This window comes from Desulfosudis oleivorans Hxd3 (assembly GCF_000018405.1).
GTDB classification, from domain to species: domain Bacteria; phylum Desulfobacterota; class Desulfobacteria; order Desulfobacterales; family Desulfosudaceae; genus Desulfosudis; species Desulfosudis oleivorans.
The window spans coordinates 1368483-1388687 of record NC_009943.1 but is presented as its reverse complement, the minus strand read 5'-3'; the positions used below and the strand labels follow the sequence as shown (position 1 = coordinate 1388687).

The 20205-nt window shown below is 50.7% G+C and carries 12 protein-coding genes; 11 read left to right on the top strand and 1 reads right to left on the bottom strand.

Annotated elements, in window-relative coordinates:
• Nucleotides 1-76: 76 nt before the first annotated feature.
• The gene (locus DOLE_RS05950; RefSeq protein ID WP_012174586.1) at nt 77-979 is read right to left on the bottom strand and encodes an acyltransferase; all 903 of its coding nucleotides are present in this window, start codon (nt 977-979) and stop codon (nt 77-79) included.
• Between the two features lie 94 nt (nt 980-1073).
• On the opposite strand from DOLE_RS05950, the gene DOLE_RS18155 reads away from it, so the two are divergent.
• The 11 genes from DOLE_RS18155 to DOLE_RS05900 all read left to right on the top strand — a co-directional run bounded on the left by DOLE_RS18155 (nt 1074) and on the right by DOLE_RS05900 (nt 20202).
• Nucleotides 1074-1220, top strand: a complete 147-nt coding sequence (locus DOLE_RS18155) for a hypothetical protein (protein WP_153304366.1) — start codon at nt 1074-1076, stop codon at nt 1218-1220.
• Between the two features lie 174 nt (nt 1221-1394).
• Complete coding sequence (locus DOLE_RS05945; protein ID WP_012174585.1) at nt 1395-2006, top strand: 4Fe-4S dicluster domain-containing protein; 612 nt, start codon at nt 1395-1397, stop codon at nt 2004-2006.
• Nucleotides 2007-2261: 255 nt separating this feature from the next.
• Nucleotides 2262-3149 carry a CoB--CoM heterodisulfide reductase iron-sulfur subunit B family protein gene (locus DOLE_RS05940; RefSeq protein WP_012174584.1) on the top strand — a complete coding sequence of 296 codons (888 nt, stop codon included), beginning with the start codon at nt 2262-2264 and terminating at the stop codon, nt 3147-3149.
• Complete coding sequence (locus tag DOLE_RS05935) at nt 3133-6141, top strand: FAD-dependent oxidoreductase (protein ID WP_012174583.1); 3009 nt, start codon at nt 3133-3135, stop codon at nt 6139-6141. The genes DOLE_RS05940 and DOLE_RS05935 overlap by 17 nt, the downstream gene beginning before the upstream one ends.
• A gap of 33 nt (nt 6142-6174) precedes the next feature.
• The gene (locus tag DOLE_RS18420; protein WP_167320851.1) at nt 6175-6675 is read left to right on the top strand and encodes a hydrogenase iron-sulfur subunit; all 501 of its coding nucleotides are present in this window, start codon (nt 6175-6177) and stop codon (nt 6673-6675) included.
• Nucleotides 6676-6855: 180 nt separating this feature from the next.
• A complete protein-coding gene (locus DOLE_RS05925) occupies nt 6856-15741 on the top strand; it encodes an RHS repeat-associated core domain-containing protein (protein WP_012174580.1) in 8886 nt (2961 codons plus the stop codon).
• Nucleotides 15742-15754: 13 nt separating this feature from the next.
• Nucleotides 15755-16243: a hypothetical protein gene (locus DOLE_RS05920; RefSeq protein WP_012174579.1), complete on the top strand. Its 489-nt coding sequence runs from the start codon at nt 15755-15757 to the stop codon at nt 16241-16243.
• Nucleotides 16244-16395: 152 nt separating this feature from the next.
• On the top strand, nt 16396-17718 hold the full coding sequence (locus DOLE_RS05915; RefSeq protein ID WP_012174578.1) for an ankyrin repeat domain-containing protein: 1323 nt from the start codon (nt 16396-16398) through the stop codon (nt 17716-17718).
• Nucleotides 17719-18022: 304 nt separating this feature from the next.
• On the top strand, nt 18023-18472 hold the full coding sequence (locus DOLE_RS05910) for a hypothetical protein (protein WP_041280387.1): 450 nt from the start codon (nt 18023-18025) through the stop codon (nt 18470-18472).
• A 135-nt stretch (nt 18473-18607) separates the two neighbouring features.
• Nucleotides 18608-19276, top strand: coding sequence for a methylenetetrahydrofolate reductase C-terminal domain-containing protein (locus DOLE_RS05905; RefSeq protein ID WP_012174576.1), 669 nt, complete (start codon nt 18608-18610; stop codon nt 19274-19276).
• Nucleotides 19273-20202 (top strand): methylenetetrahydrofolate reductase, encoded by a 930-nt coding sequence (locus DOLE_RS05900; protein ID WP_012174575.1) that lies wholly within the window; start codon nt 19273-19275, stop codon nt 20200-20202. The genes DOLE_RS05905 and DOLE_RS05900 overlap by 4 nt, the downstream gene beginning before the upstream one ends.
• Nucleotides 20203-20205: the final 3 nt, after the last annotated feature.

Here is a 20205-nt window from a genome sequence, read left to right as displayed (position 1 = left end):
CTGTATCAATATAAAATTAACCCATGTCGAAAAATTTCATGAAAGATCCGGGCTACCCCGCTCTTGCACCGGCGGATCAGTTGAGCGGATACTCACCGTGGAGCTGCTGAATCTGCTTTTCCTTTGCCTCCCACAGGTCGTTGACCCAGACCTGAAAACGGTTCCGAAAGGCCTCGTCTTCAAAATAGTCGCCGATCAGGTTTGCGGTGATGGGAATGGTTTCCACGTGCACCCGTATCCGTGAAATCCGTCCGCAAACAAAGTCCCAGAAACTTTTGGGGCCGGGTGGGTAGGCAATGGTCACGTTGACGATGCTTTTTAACGATCCTCCCATGGAGGCAAGAACAAAGGCGATACCGCCGGCCTTGGGCCGCAGCAGGTGGGCGTAGGGGGACTGCTGCCGGGCGTGCTTGCCCGTGGTAAACCGGGTACCCTCCAGAAAGTTCATCACCGACACCGGCATGGTGGAAAATTTTTCACACGCCTTTTTCGTGATCTCGATGTCCTTTCCCTTCAGGTGGGGATATTTTTTAAGAAAGGCGCCGGAGTACCGCTTCATAAAGGGAAAATCCAGGGCCCACCAGGCAAACCCCATGACAGGCACCCAGATCAGCTCTTTTTTCAAAAAAAACTTGAGAAACGGAATTCTGTGATAAAAGACCCGCTGCAGCACCAAAATATCCACCCAGCTCTGGTGATTGCTCACCACCAGGTACCACCCCTTCTGGTCGAGGCCTTCCAGGCCCGTCGCGATGATCGGGGTCCGGCTGAAAATTTTCTGGTTTATGTTGTTGCAGAAAATCCATGAAAAGGAGACGGCTATCAGCAGACGGTTGCAGATCCGGCGGAACCAGGCAACCGGCACAATCAATTTCACAAGGGCAATGGTGTAGAGGGGAATACACCAGAACACGGTATTAACCACATAACAGAGCATGGAGAGCGATCCGCGCACCACGCCGAAAACAGAGCCTGACATATCGATCCTTTCAACTCATAAACAGCCTGCGGGGCTGATATATCGACCCGCTGTGCTTTGCAAAAAAGCCCGCCGGTCGGTCTGCTCTTTATATATGATGACCAGAAAATGGGACAGCGGATTTGGCTGTTTTACAAAAATTTTACAAAATCGCGGAAGATCTGCCGGTTCTGATTTTTCCGGCTCTGATTTCGATGCCGATACCGATACCGATAGCGATACCGATTTTGATGAGGGGTAAAATCATTCTTGACACATCCCCCGCCCCGATATATCAATATCAATAAAGAACGGCGTCCCAAAGATGAAACGGTGTTCTCAGGATAAAACATCACAGGCCAAGGCCTGTTTTTCATAATATCCCGCCGAGACCCGGTTCAGCCGCCTTCACACACCACAAACCAAGGAGCTAATCATGACGGTATCCGCCATTGAGGTAGCACCGGAAGTGGCCTCCCCCCTGATCACTGAAGTCATGGAACGTTCCGGGCAGAACCTGCTTGCCTGCTACCAGTGCCGTCGCTGCGCCGGGGCCTGTTCGGTGGGCGACGAGACGGACTTTTTTACCCCGGACCGTCTGATCCGCGCCATTCTTCTCGGGGACCGCCAGACCGTGCTGAACAACGAACTGATCTGGAAATGCGTCTCCTGCTACACCTGCGGTATTCGTTGCCCCAACGGCATTCAGACCGGCCGCATCACCGAGACCCTGAAAAAGATGGCCAAGGAGGCCCACCTGGCATCCCCCCATCCCAGGGTGGTCCATTTCCACGACGCCTTTGTCGGGTCCGGCGTGCGGTGGGGCCGGGTCAACGAGACCGAGTTCATGGCCGTCTACGAGATGAAGAACACCGCCGCCGACATAAAGAAAATGGACTTTGCCGCCGTTATCGCCGAAGTGACCCGGCAGTTGAAGCTGGCCGTGGCCATGTTTCGACTGGGCCGCATGCACTTCGGTTTTCTGTCGGCAAAAGGACGCGGTGAAATAAAACAACTTCACAAGAAAGCGAAAACCACCACGCACTGAGGATATCGTAAAAAATTATGAATAAGGGCGGCATTGGACTTTTTACGAACCCGCCACACATTAATGAGTGTCCACCCATCTTTTATGAGGGCACGAAAAACGTTTCCAATCCAGAAATGAGAATTTTTTCGAAAGATCAAGGAAAACAAGGGCTGACGAGGAGGCGTACTGTTGTACACCGCACAAGGAAGCCCGCAGTTTGACGCAGAGATTGCGGAAAAAGGCCATTTATGGATGGAAACTGAGAGGTCTGTCATGGAACTAGCCTACTACCCGGGGTGTTCGCTGAAACAATCCTCCGCGCTTTATGATCATCAGACCCGGCTTGTTTTCGACAGGCTCGGGGTGCAGCTCAAAGAGATTGAAGACTGGAACTGCTGCGGCGCCACATCGGCCGGGAAAACCGACGACTTCCTGGCCATGGCCATGCCGGCCCGGAACCTGGGTATTGCGGCCCGGTCCGGCCTGGCCGAGATGGTCATTCCCTGTTCAGCCTGCTACTCACGAACCCTGGTGGCCCAGCACTATCTGGAGGCCCATCCCAATTTGAAGGATGAGATCAACGCCGGGGTTGCAAAGCCCGTCAACGGGCCGGTCAAAATCTCCTCCATCCTGGAGGTGCTCCTCTCCCTTCACGATTCCGGGACCCTTGCCGGCACACTGGCATACAAGCCCAAGGCCCTCAAGCCGGTGTGCTACTACGGCTGCATGCTGACCCGGTTCCCCTTTTCCGTGCCCGTGCCCGACGACATTGAAAACCCCCAGGGCATGGAACGGATCCTGGAGGCCCTGGGGATCCATCCCATTGACTGGAACTGCAAAACCAGCTGCTGCGGGGCCTCCGCCGCTGTTACCGATCCGGCGGTGGCCTACGCCCTGATGGCCAAAATCCTTTCAGACGCCCTGGCCCGCAACGCCAACTGCCTGGTCACCACCTGCCCCATGTGCCAGATGAACCTGGACGCCTACCAGGATGCGGTCTGCCAGGCCCACAACATTTCCGAACGGCTGCCGGTCTTTTTCATCACGGAAGTGGTGGGCATGGCCATGGGCCTGGACACAAAACAGCTGGAGATCGAAAAGCATTTTATAAACGGAACAGATCTTTTCAAGGAGCTGGAGCCATATGAGTCAGAACAGTAAGCCATCCGGTTCGGTGATGATCGTCGGCGGCGGTATCGGCGGCATGCAAGCGGCCTTGGACCTTGCCGACAGCGGGTTCAAGGTGCACATGGTGCAGAAGGATTCCTCCCTGGGCGGCACCATGGTCATGCTGGACAAAACCTTTCCCACCGGCGACTGCTCCATGTGCATGATCTCCCCCAAGATGGTGGAGATCGGCCGCCACCCCAACATCGAGATTCACACCCTGGCCGAGGTGACGGCCATTGACGGCGAACCGGGCCGCTTTACCGCCACCGTGAAGCTGCTGCCCCGGTACGTGGACCCCGACAAATGCACGGGATGCGGCATCTGCGAGAAGAAATGCCCCAAGCTGGTGACCAGCGAGTTTGAACAGGGCCTGACCAAGCGCAAGGCAATCTACTCCCTGCTGGCCCAGGCCGTGCCCAACACCCGGGTCATTGATTACGACAACTGCCTCTATTTTCAGCGGGGCCGGTGCAAGGCCTGCGAAAAATTCTGCACCGCCGGCGCCATCAATTTTGAAGACACGGGAAAAGAGATCTCCCTTACCGTGGGCGCGGTGATCCTGTCGCCGGGCCTGGCCCGCCACAGCGCGGCCCGCCACCCGGAGCTGGGCTTCGGCCGGTGGCCCAACGTGGTCTCATCGGTCCAGTTCGAACGAATCCTGTCGGCCTCGGGCCCCTTTTCCGGCCAGATCCTCCGGCCCGGCGACAAGAAGCACCCCCACAAGATCGCCTGGATCCAGTGCGTGGGGTCCCGGGACACCAACCACGGCAACCCCTGGTGCTCATCGGTCTGCTGCATGTACGCCACCAAGCAGGCCGTCATCGCCCGGGAGCACGACGCCTCTGTGCAGCCCACCATCTTTTACATGGAGATGCGGGCCTTTGGAAAAGACTTTGACAAGTACGTGGACCGGGCCAAAAACCAGTACGGGGTGCGGTACCACCGGGCCATGGTATCGGCGGTCCATGAAGATGCGGACACCGGCAACCTGGTGCTGCGGTACGCGGAGATGGACGGCACCATAACGGAAGAGACCTTTGACATGGTGGTGCTCTCCATAGGCCTGGAGCCCCACGCCGACGCCCTTGAGTTTGCGAAAACCTTCAATATCGAATCCAACAGACACGGGTTTGCGGCAACCACCCCCTTTGCGCCGGTGGACACCACCCGGCCGGGGGTGTTTGTCACCGGCACCTTTCAGGGGCCCAAGGACATTCCGGAAACCGTCATCCAGGGCAGCGCCGTGGCCGGAAAGGCCATGGCCCTGCTGGGTGAGGCCCGGGGCACGGAGATCACGGAAAAAGCCCTGCCCCCGGAAACCGACACCACCGGGGCCGAGGCCCGCATCGGCGTGCTGGTATGCCACTGCGGTATCAACATCTCCCAGACCGTGGATATTCCCGCCGTGGTGGAAACGGCCAAAACCCTGCCCAACGTGGTGTTTGCCGATGACCTGATGTACGCCTGCTCCCAGGACAGCCAGGAAGCCATTAAAGCCCTGGTCCAGGAGCACAACCTCAACCGCGTGGTGGTGGCCTCCTGTACGCCAAGAACCCACCAGCCCCTGTTCCAGGAGACCATTCGGGACGCGGGCTTAAACAAGTACCTGTTTGAGCTGGCCGACATTCGGGAGCAGTGCTCCTGGTGCCACATGGGCCAGAATGAGCCGGCCACGAAAAAGGCCATCGACATCGTCAAAATGACGGTGGCCAAGGTCAAACTGTTCGAGGCCATTCACACTGACTCGGTGCCGGTCACGCCGGCGGCCATGATCATCGGCGGCGGCATCGCCGGCATGACCGCGGCCCTGGCCCTGGGAGACCAGGGCTACGAGGTGCATATCGTTGAAAAAACCAGCGCCCTGGGCGGGCTGGTCAAAAACGTTTACCGGACCCTGGACGGCCGCGACGTTCAGTCCTTTCTGACCGACTGCATTCAAAAGGTCGAGCAGCACCCGAAAGTCACCGTCCATACCGGAACAGACATCAAAAAAACCGACGGGTTTGTGGGCAACTTTGTCACCACCCTTTCCGATGGCGCTGCCATTTCCCACGGCGCCATCATCGTGGCCACCGGCGGTGTGGAGTATGCGCCGGTCGAATATGAATACGGCAACAGCAGTTCCATTGTGACCCAGCGGGAACTGGAAAAACGACTGGAGACCGAAACCTTTTCGCCGACGGCCGCCTTTGCCATGATCCAGTGCGTGGGGTCCAGGGAGGAACCGTTCAACTACTGTTCCCGTATCTGCTGCCAGGACGCCATTAAAAACGCCATTGCCATCAAGAAAAAATACCCCAAAGCCGGGGTCACCATTTTCTACCGGGACATTCGCACCTACGGCCTGCGGGAGGATTATTACCAGGAAGCAAGAAGCCTGGGCGTGCTGTTTGTCCGGTTTGAGCCGGAAAACAAACCCGAGGTGCGCGTCGACGGCGACAGAGTGACGGTCACCGCCTTTGATTTTCTGGCCAACCGGCCGGTCACGGTGAAGGCCGATGTGCTGGCCCTGTCCACCGGCCTGCGACCCCATCCCTCCACCGAGGAGGTGGGCCGACGGTACAAATTGACCTGCAACCCGGACGGCTATTTTCTTGAGGCCCATGTCAAGCTCCGGCCCGTGGACTTCCCCAGCGAGGGACTTTTTGTGGCCGGCCTGGCCCACGCCCCCAAAAACCTGGACGAGACCGTCAGCCAGGCACTGGCCGCCTCGGGCCGGGCCGGGGTCCTGCTCTCCCACGACCGGCTCTCTGTTTCAGGCATCATCTCGAAACACAACCGGGACATCTGCATGTCCTGCCTGGCCTGTTTCCGCGTCTGTCCCTTTGACTCGCCTTTTATCGACGAAGAAGGGCACATCAGCCACAACGAGGTCAAGTGCATGGGCTGCGGCATCTGCGCCGGGGTCTGCCCGGCCAAGGCGTTCCAGGTCAACAACTTCAGGGATGACCAGATTATCGCCATGATCGACGCGATAAGCTGAAGCCGGAATAACCGCTTTGAAAAAGGACATTCGATGAGCAAACCAGCAGCAACAGCCGGCAAACAGGAGACCGCGCCGCCCATTGAGCGGCCCGTGGAAACACCTGCCGGCTGGGAACCCAACGTTCTGGCCATTGCCTGCCACTACTGCGCTTTTGCCGCGGCAGACCTGGCAGGGGTGATGCGGCTCTCCTACCCGCCCAACGTCAAGATCATCCGCCTGCCCTGCACCGGCAAGCTGGACCATTTTTACGTGCTGCGGGCTTTGGAAAGGGGGTTTGACGGTATTTTCGTGGCCGGGTGACTGGAGGGCCAATGCCATTTCCTGGAAGGAAATACCAACGCAAGAAAACGGATTGATTACCTGAAAAAACTGATCGTGCAGGTGGGCATCGACCCGGCCCGCATCGAAATGTACAACCTGTCCGCGGCCATGGGACCCAGATGGGCCGAGATCTGCACCGAATTTACCGAGCAGGTCCGGCAGCTGGGTCCCTCGCCTGTCCGGCCGAGCAGTAAAAACACCGGCAACTGAACCTGCGAATAACAGACAAAACCACAACCCGTGCCACACCTCACACAAGTCAGGCAGGGAGGGCTGGCGGCACCGGAAAGCTTCATAAAAGGTACGAATTAGCGGAAACAGGGGGGAAGTAAAAGCAGCTTCCAGGTGAAAGCTCCAGTGCCTTTCCGCGTCATACGATTGGGGAATGACATGTTAAAAAAAGCGGTTATCCTGCTGTGTGCTATCTGTATTCTGTTGCCTGCAATTTCAGCCCAGGCAGACGCTGTATCTTTCCTAGACAGAACCGTCTCCATCAACTGGCTGCATTTTGCAAAATCAGCCGATCTTTTCACCGCTGATGCCGAAGCCCAGGGAGTTCTCAGGATCACCAATACCACTCCGGACAAATCATACTGGGGTTATGTGGTCCTTAACGGCAGGACCTACTGGCTCAACAATAATGATACTTTTGTTCAGCCGGTCTCTCTTAAGCGGTTCAATGCCTTTTTCGTGTCCCTGCTCGGTGCGCCGGGCACTGCATTGCATATTGAAATCCTTCCCCCCAAACCAGAGATCACCTCTTTTACAAGTACGCCGGCGTCTTTTGCGCAAGGTTCAACAGCAACCCTGGACTGGACAACGGAAAACGCCGACACTGTCTCCATAGAACCGGGTATCGGGCCAGTGGATCCCGATGGTTCGGTCACTGTGGCGCCGGATGCCACCACAACCTATACCCTGACAGCGGCAAACGCTTACGGCTCTGTCAGCGAAACCGCCACGGTTACGGTTCTTGTCCCGCCGGCAATAACCATTGTTGAACCAAACGGACTCAATGATATTGCAGATGAATTCTTTACCATTCAGTGGGAAGACGAAGACCCGGACAGCGACGCCACCATATCCCTTTACTACGATACCGACAACACAGGCGCGGACGGCATTCTTATTGCCCTGGGCCTCAGCGAAGATCCCGACGGTGCGGATGACCAATTCACATGGGACACGTCAGCAATCTTGCAGAGAAACTACTACATCTATGCTGTTATCGATGACGGAGCCACACCTTCTTCGACTGTATACAGCACAGGGCCTGTGACTGTTTCTCATAATACCCCGCCGGAGATAAATATTATATCTGTAGGAGACTATATAAGCGATCAACTTTATGAATATACCGACAGTCTAAGTCCAAACGGCCCTATGTACGAATGGTTTGATATTACAACTATTGGCCATCAGGTATGCAATGCGCCTGATGATAACCGGATTGAGTTGCCGTTTGAATTTCCATTCTACGATGGAATCAAAACCGATGTGCTTATAAGTCAGAACGGTTATTTAACGTTCGGTTCGCAGGATGGATCTATCTATAGCGACCTCGGTATCCCTAGCCCGGTAGAGCCGAACGATACTATAGCACCCTACTGGAGTTATTATGATCTCGACACCGGTGGTGGCGGCATCTACTATTATTACGATACTGTAAAAAATTGTTTTATTGTTCAGTATACAGATGTAGCAGGGTTCCCATCTTCTTCCACTTTCCAGGTCCTTCTTTATCCCAATGGCGATATTCTTTTTCAATATAAAGAAGCGATGGAGAGATTTGCAATCATTGGAATAGAAAATAAAAATGGGACAGATGGCATTACCATACCGTCTTTTGCCGTTACCAGCAATATGGCTGTTTTATTTGAGACAGCAAAGATTGGGACCATCATCGAATGGGATGATGCCGATCCAGACGACAATGCATTGATCTCTCTTTTTTATGACACTGACACTACAGGTGCAGACGGTACTCTTATTATATCAGGACTCAATGAGGATTCTGATGGCGGGGACGATAAGTATGTTTGGGATGCCTCAACTCTCACTGACGGTATATATTACGTCTATGCTGTCATTGATGATGGGATGAATAATCCTGTTGTTTCTTATTATTCAGATTTCGTAACAATCGACAATAACTCCCCGCGTTTTCTTCCGATACCAGCAAAAACGACAACAGAGGAAAAGAATCTTTCGTTTCCCATTCAGGCCATTGACCCTAACGGGGATTCGTTAACCTACGCAGCGTCAAATATCCCTCAGGGGGCGACCTTTGACCCGGACACACAAATCTTTTCATGGACACCTTCATTGGGACAGACAGGAGTGTGCTACGCTGACTTTACCGTCACCGACGGTTTTTATACCAACCATATAACCATTACTATAACTGTCCAACCGCATGTCCCAGTTGTTACATTAACTGCCGACCCTCAAATCATTTCTTCCGGCCAGTCTTCAACCCTGACCTGGACTTCAAGCTATGCGGATACCTGTACCATTCAACCTGATATAGGAGAAGTGCCGTTAAATGGATCAATCACAGTAACACCTGCCACAAACACGACATACCAAATCATGGCCGACGGCCCCGGTGGAAAACGCTATGCTTACGCTTTTGTCCGCTATGCTTATCCATCGGTAGACATGACCGCCAACCCCCAGACAATAGGGCCTGGAGAAACCTCAATCCTGACCTGGACAGCGACGAACGCGGTCACCTGTACAATTGAGCCTGATATCGGCGATGTCCCAGTAAATGGTTCGATCTCAGTGAGTCCTGTGGAAAGAACGACATACGAAATCGCCGCTACCGGCCCCGGCGGGACAGCATATGATTACAGCACAGTTTCTATTTATGCACCCACAATAGAGATACATGCTGACCCAGACGTCATTGAGTATGGCCAATCTTCAACCCTGACCTGGACTTCAAGCCATGCGGATACCTGCACGATTGAGCCCGGTATAGGGGAAGTACCGCCAAACGGATCAATCTCTGTAATACCTGAAGAGACAACGACCTATACTGTCACGGCCGTAGGTCTTGGCGGCACAAGCACAGAGAGTGTTACGGTAACTATTCTGGCACCCACGGCAAGCATAACCGCTAATCCGGAAACCATTGATTATGGTGAATCAGTAACTTTGACATGGTCAACCAGTTACGCCTACACCATATCAATCGAGCCTGATATCGGTGGTGTATCCGCAAACGGATCAATCGTTATCACACCAGAAGAGAATAAAGAATATATTATCACTGCTGAAGGCCATGGCGGTATAACGACAGACAGCGTTGAGATAATTGTCAAGCGCCAGCCGACATTGTATTTGGGTGTCTCCTCACCCGTCATTCCCCACGGCGAATCTGTAACGTTGACCTGGGATGCATGGCCGGCCCAGAAGGTTTATTTCAACAACGGTATCGGAGAAATGCCGCCCAGCGGAGTCATGAACCTGACTCCGGACTATACGGCCACTTATGCCTGTACAGCCATTAACAATGATCAGACACTGCATCATAGCATTTCGGTCAAGGTGCTTGGTACCCCCCCTTCACCTCAACCCGAAGGAACATTTGGCGAACAATATAATGACCTTATTCCGGAAGACGCCAGCCTTGAATCATACGATCCGAAACGATTTCTCGTCATCACCGGATTTGTCGAAGATATAGACGGCAATCCTGTCCAGAATGTAATCATCGATATAATTGATCATCCTGAATATGGTTCTGTTCGGACAGATGACACAGGACGCTATTCTATCCCTTTAGACGGTGGTGCACTGATTAAGCTTTCTTATACTAAGCCAGCTTACATAACATCTCACAGAAGAACTGAAACACCGGTAAATGATGTTGTGGTTATTGATACTGTTACTCTTCTGACACGGGACCCGGCTGCAACGACTATAAGTTTTGATGGTAGCCCCGATTCCGTCACTACCCACACAAGCACAGAAACTGTTGATCCCGAGTTCGGAAACCGGTCATATACCATGGTCTTCACCGGGGACAATGTTGCTTATGAAATGGATAAGTACGGCAATGTGATAAGAGAATTGACAACGCTGACAACACGGGCTACCGAGTATACAACACCAGCATCCATGCCCGCAGAACTTCCTCCTAACTCTGCATTCACTTATTGTGCTGAACTGGAAGTAGATGGCGCTCAACGAGTCGTTTTTGACAAACCAGTAACATCCTATGTCAACAACTTTCTGGAATTTGATGTGGGTGAAGTTGTTCCCGTTGGATACTATGATCGCGATAGAGCTGAGTGGATACCCGCCGACAACGGAGTAGTTGTTAAACTTCTGGATATGGATACAGACGGTGTTGTTGATGCCCTTGACGCTGACGGAGATGATCTGCCGGATGACCTTAATGAAAACGGGTCAACAAGTGAGGAAGTCAATGGCTTAGACAATTCTTCCCATCAACCAGGAACTACTTACTGGCGTTTTTTAACAAGACATTTCACCCCCTGGGACTGCAACTGGCCATATGGTCCGCCAGCTGATGCTAGACAATCTAAAGCCGGAGACCCGGTAGTAAACACACAAGACGGTGGCGCAGACTCAGGTTGCGGAACAGATGTCGGCTCTCATGTGGGAGACCGAGACAAGATTTTGCATAATGATATTCCTGTTTTGGGTACAGGTATGAATCTTCATTATGTGTCAAACAGGGTCAAGGGCTATAAAATGGTTATTGATGTCCCTGTAACCAGTAGCTTTGTTCCAGACAGCTTAAAGAGTGTCCTGCTTGAATTCAGGATCGCTGGACATGTTTTGACACGCACTATCGATCCTGTGCCGGACCAAAAGTTTCAATTTATCTGGGATGGACGAGACTATCGTGGCAACAGGGTAACGACAACGGCTAAAGGTCTCACACGAATAGGGTTTGTGTACGATGCTGTATATTTTAAGTCCCGTAAAAAATGGGAAAGGGCTTTTGGGCAGGCCGGCCCCCAGGACTTTGAAGGTAATGTGGCAAGACAGGAAATTACCATATGGAGAGAACGTCCATTTAGAGTTGTTCCACCAGCAGTTAAATTTTCAGGAGGAATTGCCAAGGGGTGGACCTTGTCTTCCCATCATAAGCTCAGCCTAACAGACCCTGGTACCCTGCATAAAGGGGACGGCACCATACTAAAAGGCTTTGACAATCTGTTCTCAACGAATGTGGCCGGTCAGTATGGAGCGATCAATCCACCCACAAGCGGTGGAGACGCGACGACCGGACAGTTGTGGCAGCCCTCCTATGTCGCTGTGGATGATCAAGGCAATTTTTATACGGTTGCCGGCTGGCTTAATCTTTTATGGAAGGTGAGCAAAGAGGGTAAAATATATCGTATAGCCGGGAGAGACGATCCGTCTCCGTATTGTAATGAAGATGGCTGCCCGGCAATTGAAACACGTATCGATGGATGGGTAAGAACTGTTGCAGTCGATAAATCTAATAATGTTTATATAGTAGATGGTTACCGGATCAGGAAAGTGGACTCAAATGGTGTTATCACCACCGTAGCCGGTACAGGAGTCATGGGTAACAACGGGGATAATGGCCTTGCGATTAATGCTGAGATTACCCCTGGGGCTATGGCCTTCGACAATGCTGGCAACCTGTACTTCTCATCCGGTAATTATATCCGCAAGGTTGACCCTGACGGTATTATCTCTACAGTTGCCGGTAACGGATTAGAAGGGAACGGCCCTGATGGGATATCGGCCCTTGCAACACCCCTAAACGATCCTGAGAGTATTGTCGTAGATGTAAAAGGCAACCTTTATTTTTCTGAAAGAGACCATTATAAAGTCAGAAAAATAGATCCCAGCGGTATAATTACAACGGTGGCCGGTAATGGGGAGTATGGGTACTATGAAGACGGTGAAGAAGCAACCAGGGTCTCCATCGTACCGGGAGATATTGATATAGACGAGGCCGGCAATCTGTACATCGTCTCCCGCATCGGACGCGGTATTCACAAGGTTAACACGCATGGCATTATAACAACATTAATAGTGAGGCCTTATGATGAACATGTTACCAGCAACTGGCAAGGCATAGATTTCCATTGGTCGGGCATCTATCTTGTAGATCATGGCCGTAATTATGGCCGTGTCTATCGTATAAACGCCATACCCGCACTGAGGAATCTTGCCAACCTGTCTGAGGGAGAGATTCCGATTGTTGATAAAAACGGACTTGGGTATGTAATGTACAGCAACGGGTTGCATAAGCTGACGGCCGATTTGGACACCGGCACCGTTCTTCGGTCATTCGGTTATGATGATGAAAACAATCTAATCTCTATAACCGACCAGTTTGGTAATGTAACAACGATTAACCGATACCCGGACGGTAGCCCTTATTCCATTGTATCGCCGGATGGGTTGACCACCCAACTGGTCGTTGATGAAGAGGATAACCTGACAAACATTATCCTTCCTGATGGCGGGGAATATGATCTTGGCTATTCCCTTACGGACTTGTTGATAAACAAAACCGATCCCAACCGAAAGGTTTATCAATATATATATGATGACCAGGGAAGAATTACCGATACTTATGATGAGAATGGCGGACATTGGCAATTTGATCGCACCGTTGGTGTAGATGGCACAGTTTATAATAGGATCACTACCGGAGAAAATAATGTTGTCACATACGAAAATTATACCTCTTCCACTGGTAAATTTGCTTCTCTTATCACGAACCCTGCAGGTGCAGAAACCATCTACGTAAAATCAGGGCGATCTGTGCAAAAAGGACTGCCTTGCGGCATGGATTTGGATTTTACTTATGATACTGACCCGGAATACAAGTTTTCATATCTGGCAGAAGCAGTAGAAACCACACCATCCGGACTTGCAAGGGTCTCCAGACAATCTGTTTCATATCAGGATACAGATGCTGACGAGATTCCTGATCTGATCACCCGGAGCCTAAGGGCCAATGGCAGGACTATAACCTTAAAACAGGACGCGCTTCTTTCTGTTAACACCCTTACATCACCAGAAGGCCGGGCCATTATATCCTCCTATGATCCTGATACGCTGGTCACACTGAGTACGGACATGGCAGGCCTGTACCAGACAGCTTATGGCTACTATGCTGACGGCCGACTGGAATCCGTCATGACTGGTACCAGGGAGACTTCTTTTGCCTATGATTCGTATGGATACCTGACATCTGTCACTGACCCCAGAAGTCTGACCACATACTTTACAAATGATCTGGCAGGCCGGGTTACGCATATCGCCCGGCCCGACGGTACAAATCTTGGGTTTGAATATGACGCCAACGGCAACATGACCGTGCTGACCAATCCGTCGAACGTGGACCATCTGTTCGGGTATAATGGAGTTGACTTAAACGCTTTTTATACCACGCCGCTCAGCGGCAGCTACAGCTATCTGTATGACAAAGACCGCCGGCTGGTTCAAAAAGACTTCCCATCCGGCCAGTCCATTTACTGGGATTATACAAACCCGTCAGACGCGGCAGACAAATCCCGGTTGTGGCGCGTGATAACCCCGGAAGGTGATATTGATTACACCTATCTTTGCGGGAGCAAGGTCGAGTCTGTATCAACTGCCACGGAGGCCATTGCATACGGCTATGACGGCAAACTGGTCACCTCTGAAACCCTGTACGGAACCATCAACAAAACCCTGTCATATACCTATAACGAGGACTTCAACGTGGAATCCTTCACCTATGCCGGTGCCACGGAAGGTTATGTTTACGACAATGACGGCCTGCTCACCGGCGCAGGTGGTTTTACCATATCCCGGTACAATGACCCTGGCGTTAACGAGACCGGTCTGCCTTATAACGTCACCGACGGCGCTTTCAGCCTGGGCAGAACATTTAACGGCTATGGCGAGACCGGCAGAGAATCCAGTACCGTCGCCGGTTACGATCTGTATGAATGGAATGTAACAGACCGTTATGCCGACGGCAGAATAAAGACAAAAACAGAGACCATCGGCGGTGTCCCCACAACCATCGGCTACACCTATGACGAGATGGGACGGCTTGAGACCGTGACAAAAGACGGGACCCTCGTCGAATCCTACAGCTACGACAGCACCCCTTACGGCACCTGCACATACCAGATGAACACGCTTCGGGGCATTGCGGGCCGCGTCCTGGATTATGATGCGGAAGATCATCTGCTTTCTGCCGGAGGGACGGACTACCAGTATGATCTGGACGGGTTTTTGACATCAAAGACATCAGGTGCAGAAACCACATACTATGATTATTCTTCCAGAGGGGAACTGCTGAGCGTTGATCTGCCTGACGGCACGGACATCACCTACGTTCACGATCCCCTTGGTCGGCGCATTGCCAAAAAGGTTGATGGCGCGATCACCGAGAAATACCTCTGGAGCGGCCTGACGACCCTGCTGGCGGTGTACGACGGTGCCGATAACCTCCTCATGCGATTTGTGTATGCTGATGGCCGCATGCCTGTTGCCGTGGAAAAGGCAGGAGTGGTATATTACCTGGCATACGACCAGGTCGGTTCCCTGCGAGCCGTGACCGATGGCTCAGGCAACATAGTCAAGCAGATCGACTACGACAGCTTTGGATTTGTGATCAACGATACGAATCCTTCATTCTCGGTACCGTTTGGATTTGCAGGCGGGTTGTATGACAAGGACACGGGCCTGGTGCGCTTCGGCTATCGCGATTACAACCCGAATACCGGCAGGTGGACAGCAAAGGACCCGATCGGTTTTGCGGGGGGAAGTTCTGATCTATACGGATACTGCCTCGGCGACGGAGTGAATCTGATTGATCCGGATGGGCTTGATTTTATAGATTCTATGAGGGCACTTCACGCTGGTGCATCTCCAACATCTAATGCTCGTGATTTTCACTACAGCAGGAATCAGTTTAATCAAGAAGTTAGTTATGAGGAAGCTAGACAGCAGAAATGGAATGATAATGTAGATGCTCGCTTACACCAGCAAGGCCAAGAGAATCAAGATAATATTAAAATGGTTTCACCAGATGGGCATTCAGAAGCTATTTTCGATAAAAATCATAATCCTGTAACGGATCCAGTTAATATGCCCACATACAATTTTTCAGACCCAAACTCAAATTTTGGAATCGGCCATTTTTTCAATGATATGATTCCGTATTATTTGTGGGGAAATTCTCCCGAAGACGCACAAATCACAAATATGTGGGAAAGAATGACAGGTACATATAGCGGACCATGCCCATAATAAGGAAAATGTTATGAGATATTTATTTTGCATAACAATTATAATAATTAGTTTACTAATTTGTATAGGTTGTTATCAAAAATTTGAGGTATATGGTTTTAAGTCTGAAGAAAAAGAATTCTCCTGGGGTAAGGTTGGAGCCAGCTTAAGTGGCAAAAAGGTAATAGAAGGCAATACTATAATTAGGAGAACACCATATGACCTTGAAATTTGGTTTGTCCCTTTTTCCCTTAAAGAGGGCACCATCAAAATAACTGAATTAAAAATAATTAAAAGTAAGAAAATAATATATCAAAACGACACAAGTCATGAGGGCGTGATAAAGAAGTATGCAAAGGATTATATGGCTTTTTTTTTATTTGAAAACATAAATATTGATTACGCAAATATTGAGCTCCAAATGAAATTTATCCTTAAAGAAAACGGCAATTCGATGGGGTACAGCACAAAAATTGACTTCGAAAAAGACTATCAGAAATTTCGTGCAATAATTGGTGTGTAGAAATAAAGCGGCGGATGGCACTGGCAGCTTGCCTGACGGGTGTGCAAAGCATATGAGTGGAGAACCGGGGCGTCTATGATTTACGACAAAACCACAATGCTTATTGTAGACAATCCATCTAATCCGTGTGAATAACCATTGGAAATATTAAAATGAAATTCAATATAATAATATTTTTGTTGTTTTTGATTATTTTTACTGTTTTTTATATACCTGCTCATCTAATAGAAGCCTTTGCTGAAACTAATCCTGCAAAAGAAGAGCTAAAGAGAATTGGTGTTGATTTAACATATGAGAATTTTTTTCTTCAAATTGGTAAAGGTAATTTAAAAACAGTTAGTCTGTTTTTGGAAGCGGGTTTTGACGTTAACCATGAGAATGAAAAAATAGAATCCCCAATAAAAATAGCCACACGAGAAGGCCACATTGATGTCATGAAGTTATTGCTATTAAAAGGCGCATTTGTAAATACAGGGGACTATACTCCGTTGATGATTGCGGCTGATCAAGGTAACGCAGATGCTGCGGCAACAATACTGAAGTATGGCTTGGAGGTAGATGTAAATGATACTGGTAATCAATATGAAATAGCTTTACACCATGCTTGCCGAAACAGGCAATATAACATAGCAGAAATGCTGATTAATGCTGGTTCAGATTTAAACTGGTTTAGTGATCATGGAATATCGCCTTTAATAGCGGCTGTAACAAATAATGATAGACGGATGGTACAGCTATTATTGAAAAGTGGCGCTGACGTTGATGCAGGTGATTTAAGAGAAGGGTATTTGGGGCAAACGCCGCTCATGTATGCTGCTTCTTATGGATATAGAGATATAGCTACTCTTTTGCTTAGTAATGGAGCAAAGATTAACAAAAAGGATAAAAATGACGATACCGCGTTAAATTATGCTATCAGGAATAAAGACAAAGAAATTATAAGTTTTTTTGAAACAGCAGGCGCGAAAAAAGAAACCGCTCAGGATAAAATCGAGAGACTTAACCGGTATGGTGGAGCAGAACTTAAAATAACTGCTTCATCATGCCTACCTACTTACAAGGGAATAGAATATAATGCCGAACAAATTTCTGACTTTAATGCGAGCACAGCTTGGGTTGAAGGAGCAAAGGGCTATGGAATCGGCGAATATATCGAGTTCAGATATGATTTTAGTAAGGTGGCTGAATCGGATTATTCGGTCAATACAGTTATAATTAATAATGGGTATTCTAAAAATTGTACTACATGGGAATCAAATTCTAGAGTTAAACAGTTAAAGATCTATGTCAATACTGTTCCACACACTGTAATAATCCTAAAAGACACAAATGACACGCAAACCGTCAGTATGCCGAGCATTAAATTTGAAGCTAAGAAAATAAATATTGTAAGATTTGAAATCTTAGAAGTTTATAAAGGGACTAAATACAAAGATACGGCTATAAGTGAGATCCAACTTATGAATGTGGAATAAGTCAGCATAATTTTGGATGAGGCTCTATTCTTAACCGCGTTTGTTTTTTTGGTGATAGGTGACACTCTTGTCCAAAACCGGATTTAAATTGGGTTTTGGGTATTGAAAGTATTCTCCTTGTGGGTCATGATAAGATTTTATTGACCAGAATAAAATAAAGACCACCTCACAGGGAGAATAAGGAGATGGTACGACATGGGAACCTTTTCAGTCAACTGCTGGTGGTTTCTGACCGCAGAGCGGCCCCGGCAAACCGTTGCCGAGGTGCGGGCATGAGATTTTTCAAAAAGGAAGAAAGGCCAAAATGAGATGTTTATTTATCGGTCTGATTTTTCTTTCACTTTTTTTTGCCGGCCCGGTTGGCGCTGAAGATGAGGTTTTTCACCGCCTTCTGGCTGCAAAATGTCTCAAGTGCAATTTTCAGGAAGGCGTCTCGACAAGTTGGCCCGGCAAAGAGATAAATGTTGAATCCTGTCAATGGAAAAGTGAAACGGTCTTTGACGCAATGAATATCAGACAGGCCAGGGCACGTGTTATCGGGAATCAAGGGACATCAGATGTCATGCTGCTCGGGTCCCCTTCCGGTCTTACTTTCTTGGAAAGCACATGCGCCGGCAATATGATTTTTACGACCGTGTTCCCCTTTTACAAACCCGGAACAGATGAGTTTTGCGCCGTCATGTCCCGGCACATGAATTTGACGAACAAGGCCCTGCCATCTCAATATTATGGAACCTGTAAGGTATTAAAATAGGTAAAATCGCCGGTCCATGCAGTTGGATGACGTGTTCGGGGATGATTTGAATCAATGAAATATGGGACAGACGTCACGCCCGTCGAAAGGGTGATGCAGTTTTCAGGGTAAACCATCAGAACAAGGAGTCGCACCATGATCATGGGTGAACAGAAACCTTTGGAAGAGATATGGGAGATGATCAAGCCCTACAAGAAGGTGCTGGTCTTCGGCTGCAACACCTGTGTTGCCGTGTGCCATACCGGCGGCAACAAGGAGGCCGAGATTCTGGCCTCCCTGCTGCGCATGAAAGCCACCCAGGAAAATGTCGCCATGGAGATCAAAAACGGCGGCATCGAGCGGCAGTGCGAACACGAATTTTACGAATCGGCCAAAGAGGACCTGGCCTGGGCCGACCTTGTGCTCTCCACGGCCTGCGGTGTGGGGGTCCAGTTTACCGCCGAGAAAATGGCGACGACGCCGGTTTTTCCGGGCCTTAACACCACCTTCATGGGGGCCGTGGACGCGCCCGGCATCTTTACCGAACGGTGCCAGGGGTGCGGCCAGTGCATTCTGGCGGTCACCGGCGGCATCTGCCCGGTATCCCGGTGCGCCAAGCGCCTGTTCAACGGCCCCTGCGGCGGCTCCACCAGGGGCAAGTGCGAGATCAACAAGGACCTGGACTGCGCCTGGCAGTTGATTGTCGACCGGCTGACGGCATTGAACCGGCTGGACGACTATGAAACGCTTGCGCCCATCAAGGACTGGTCCAACGAACGTTCCGGCGGACCCAGAAAACTGGTCAGGGAGGATTTACAACGATGAGCGAAAAAACACCCAGCAGACTGGAAAAGATCCTTCGCCAGGGGCACCTTGCGGTCACCTCCGAGTGCGGCCCGCCCCGTGGCAGCGACCCGGCGGCCATCACCAAAAAGGCCGAAATGATCAAGGACTACGTGGATGCCATCAACATCACCGATAACCAGACCTCCATGACCCGAATGTCCAGCCTGGCCTCATGCATTCACTTAAAGCTCATGGGCCTGGAACCGGTGCTCCAGATGGTGACCCGGGACAGAAACCGTATCGCCCTGCAGAGCGACATTCTCGGCGCCGCCTCCTTTGACATTTTCAACATGCTCTGCCTTTCCGGTGACCACCAGAGCTTCGGCGACTGCGCCACCGGCCAGAACGTTCACGACATCGACTCCATGCAGCTGCTGCAGCTGGTCCGCCGCATGCGGGACGAAGGCAAATTTTTAGGCGGAGACGACATCGCCCGGCCGCCCCGCATGTTCGTGGGCGCGGCAGCCAACCCCTTTGCCGACCCCTTTGAAATCAGGGTACCGCGGCTGGCCAAAAAGATAGCGGCCGGCGCCGAGTTTATCCAGACCCAGTGCATCTACAACCTGGAAAAGTTCGAGGAGTGGATGAAACGGATTCGGGACCGGGGGCTTCATGAAAAGGTTTTTATCCTGGCCGGCCTCACCCCCATGAAGTCGGCGGGCATGGCCAAGTACATGAAAAACCGGGTACCGGGCATGGATGTGCCCGACGAAGTGGTCAAGCGGCTGTCCGACACGCCCAAGGACAAGCAGGCCGAAGAAGGGATCAAGATGTGTATCGAATCGATTCAGCGGCTCAAAGAGGTCGAGGGGGTGCGGGGCTTTCATATCATGGCCATCGAGTGGGAGGAGAAGGTTCCGGAAATCGTTCAGCAGGCCGGCCTTTATCCTCGTCCTTCCGTTTAGCAT

What these genes read in the sequence shown, in the direction of transcription:
- DOLE_RS05950 (WP_012174586.1), bottom strand. Translation starts at nt 979, where the DNA reads ATGTCAGGCTCTGTTTTCGGCGTGGTGCGCGGATCGCTCTCCATGCTC.
- DOLE_RS18155 (WP_153304366.1), top strand. Translation starts at nt 1,074, where the DNA reads ATGATGACCAGAAAATGGGACAGCGGATTTGGCTGTTTTACAAAAATT.
- DOLE_RS05945 (WP_012174585.1), top strand. Translation starts at nt 1,395, where the DNA reads ATGACGGTATCCGCCATTGAGGTAGCACCGGAAGTGGCCTCCCCCCTG.
- DOLE_RS05940 (WP_012174584.1), top strand. Translation starts at nt 2,262, where the DNA reads ATGGAACTAGCCTACTACCCGGGGTGTTCGCTGAAACAATCCTCCGCG.
- DOLE_RS05935 (WP_012174583.1), top strand. Translation starts at nt 3,133, where the DNA reads ATGAGTCAGAACAGTAAGCCATCCGGTTCGGTGATGATCGTCGGCGGC.
- DOLE_RS05925 (WP_012174580.1), top strand. Translation starts at nt 6,856, where the DNA reads ATGTTAAAAAAAGCGGTTATCCTGCTGTGTGCTATCTGTATTCTGTTG.
- DOLE_RS05920 (WP_012174579.1), top strand. Translation starts at nt 15,755, where the DNA reads ATGAGATATTTATTTTGCATAACAATTATAATAATTAGTTTACTAATT.
- DOLE_RS05915 (WP_012174578.1), top strand. Translation starts at nt 16,396, where the DNA reads ATGAAATTCAATATAATAATATTTTTGTTGTTTTTGATTATTTTTACT.
- DOLE_RS05910 (WP_041280387.1), top strand. Translation starts at nt 18,023, where the DNA reads ATGAGATGTTTATTTATCGGTCTGATTTTTCTTTCACTTTTTTTTGCC.
- DOLE_RS05905 (WP_012174576.1), top strand. Translation starts at nt 18,608, where the DNA reads ATGATCATGGGTGAACAGAAACCTTTGGAAGAGATATGGGAGATGATC.
- DOLE_RS05900 (WP_012174575.1), top strand. Translation starts at nt 19,273, where the DNA reads ATGAGCGAAAAAACACCCAGCAGACTGGAAAAGATCCTTCGCCAGGGG.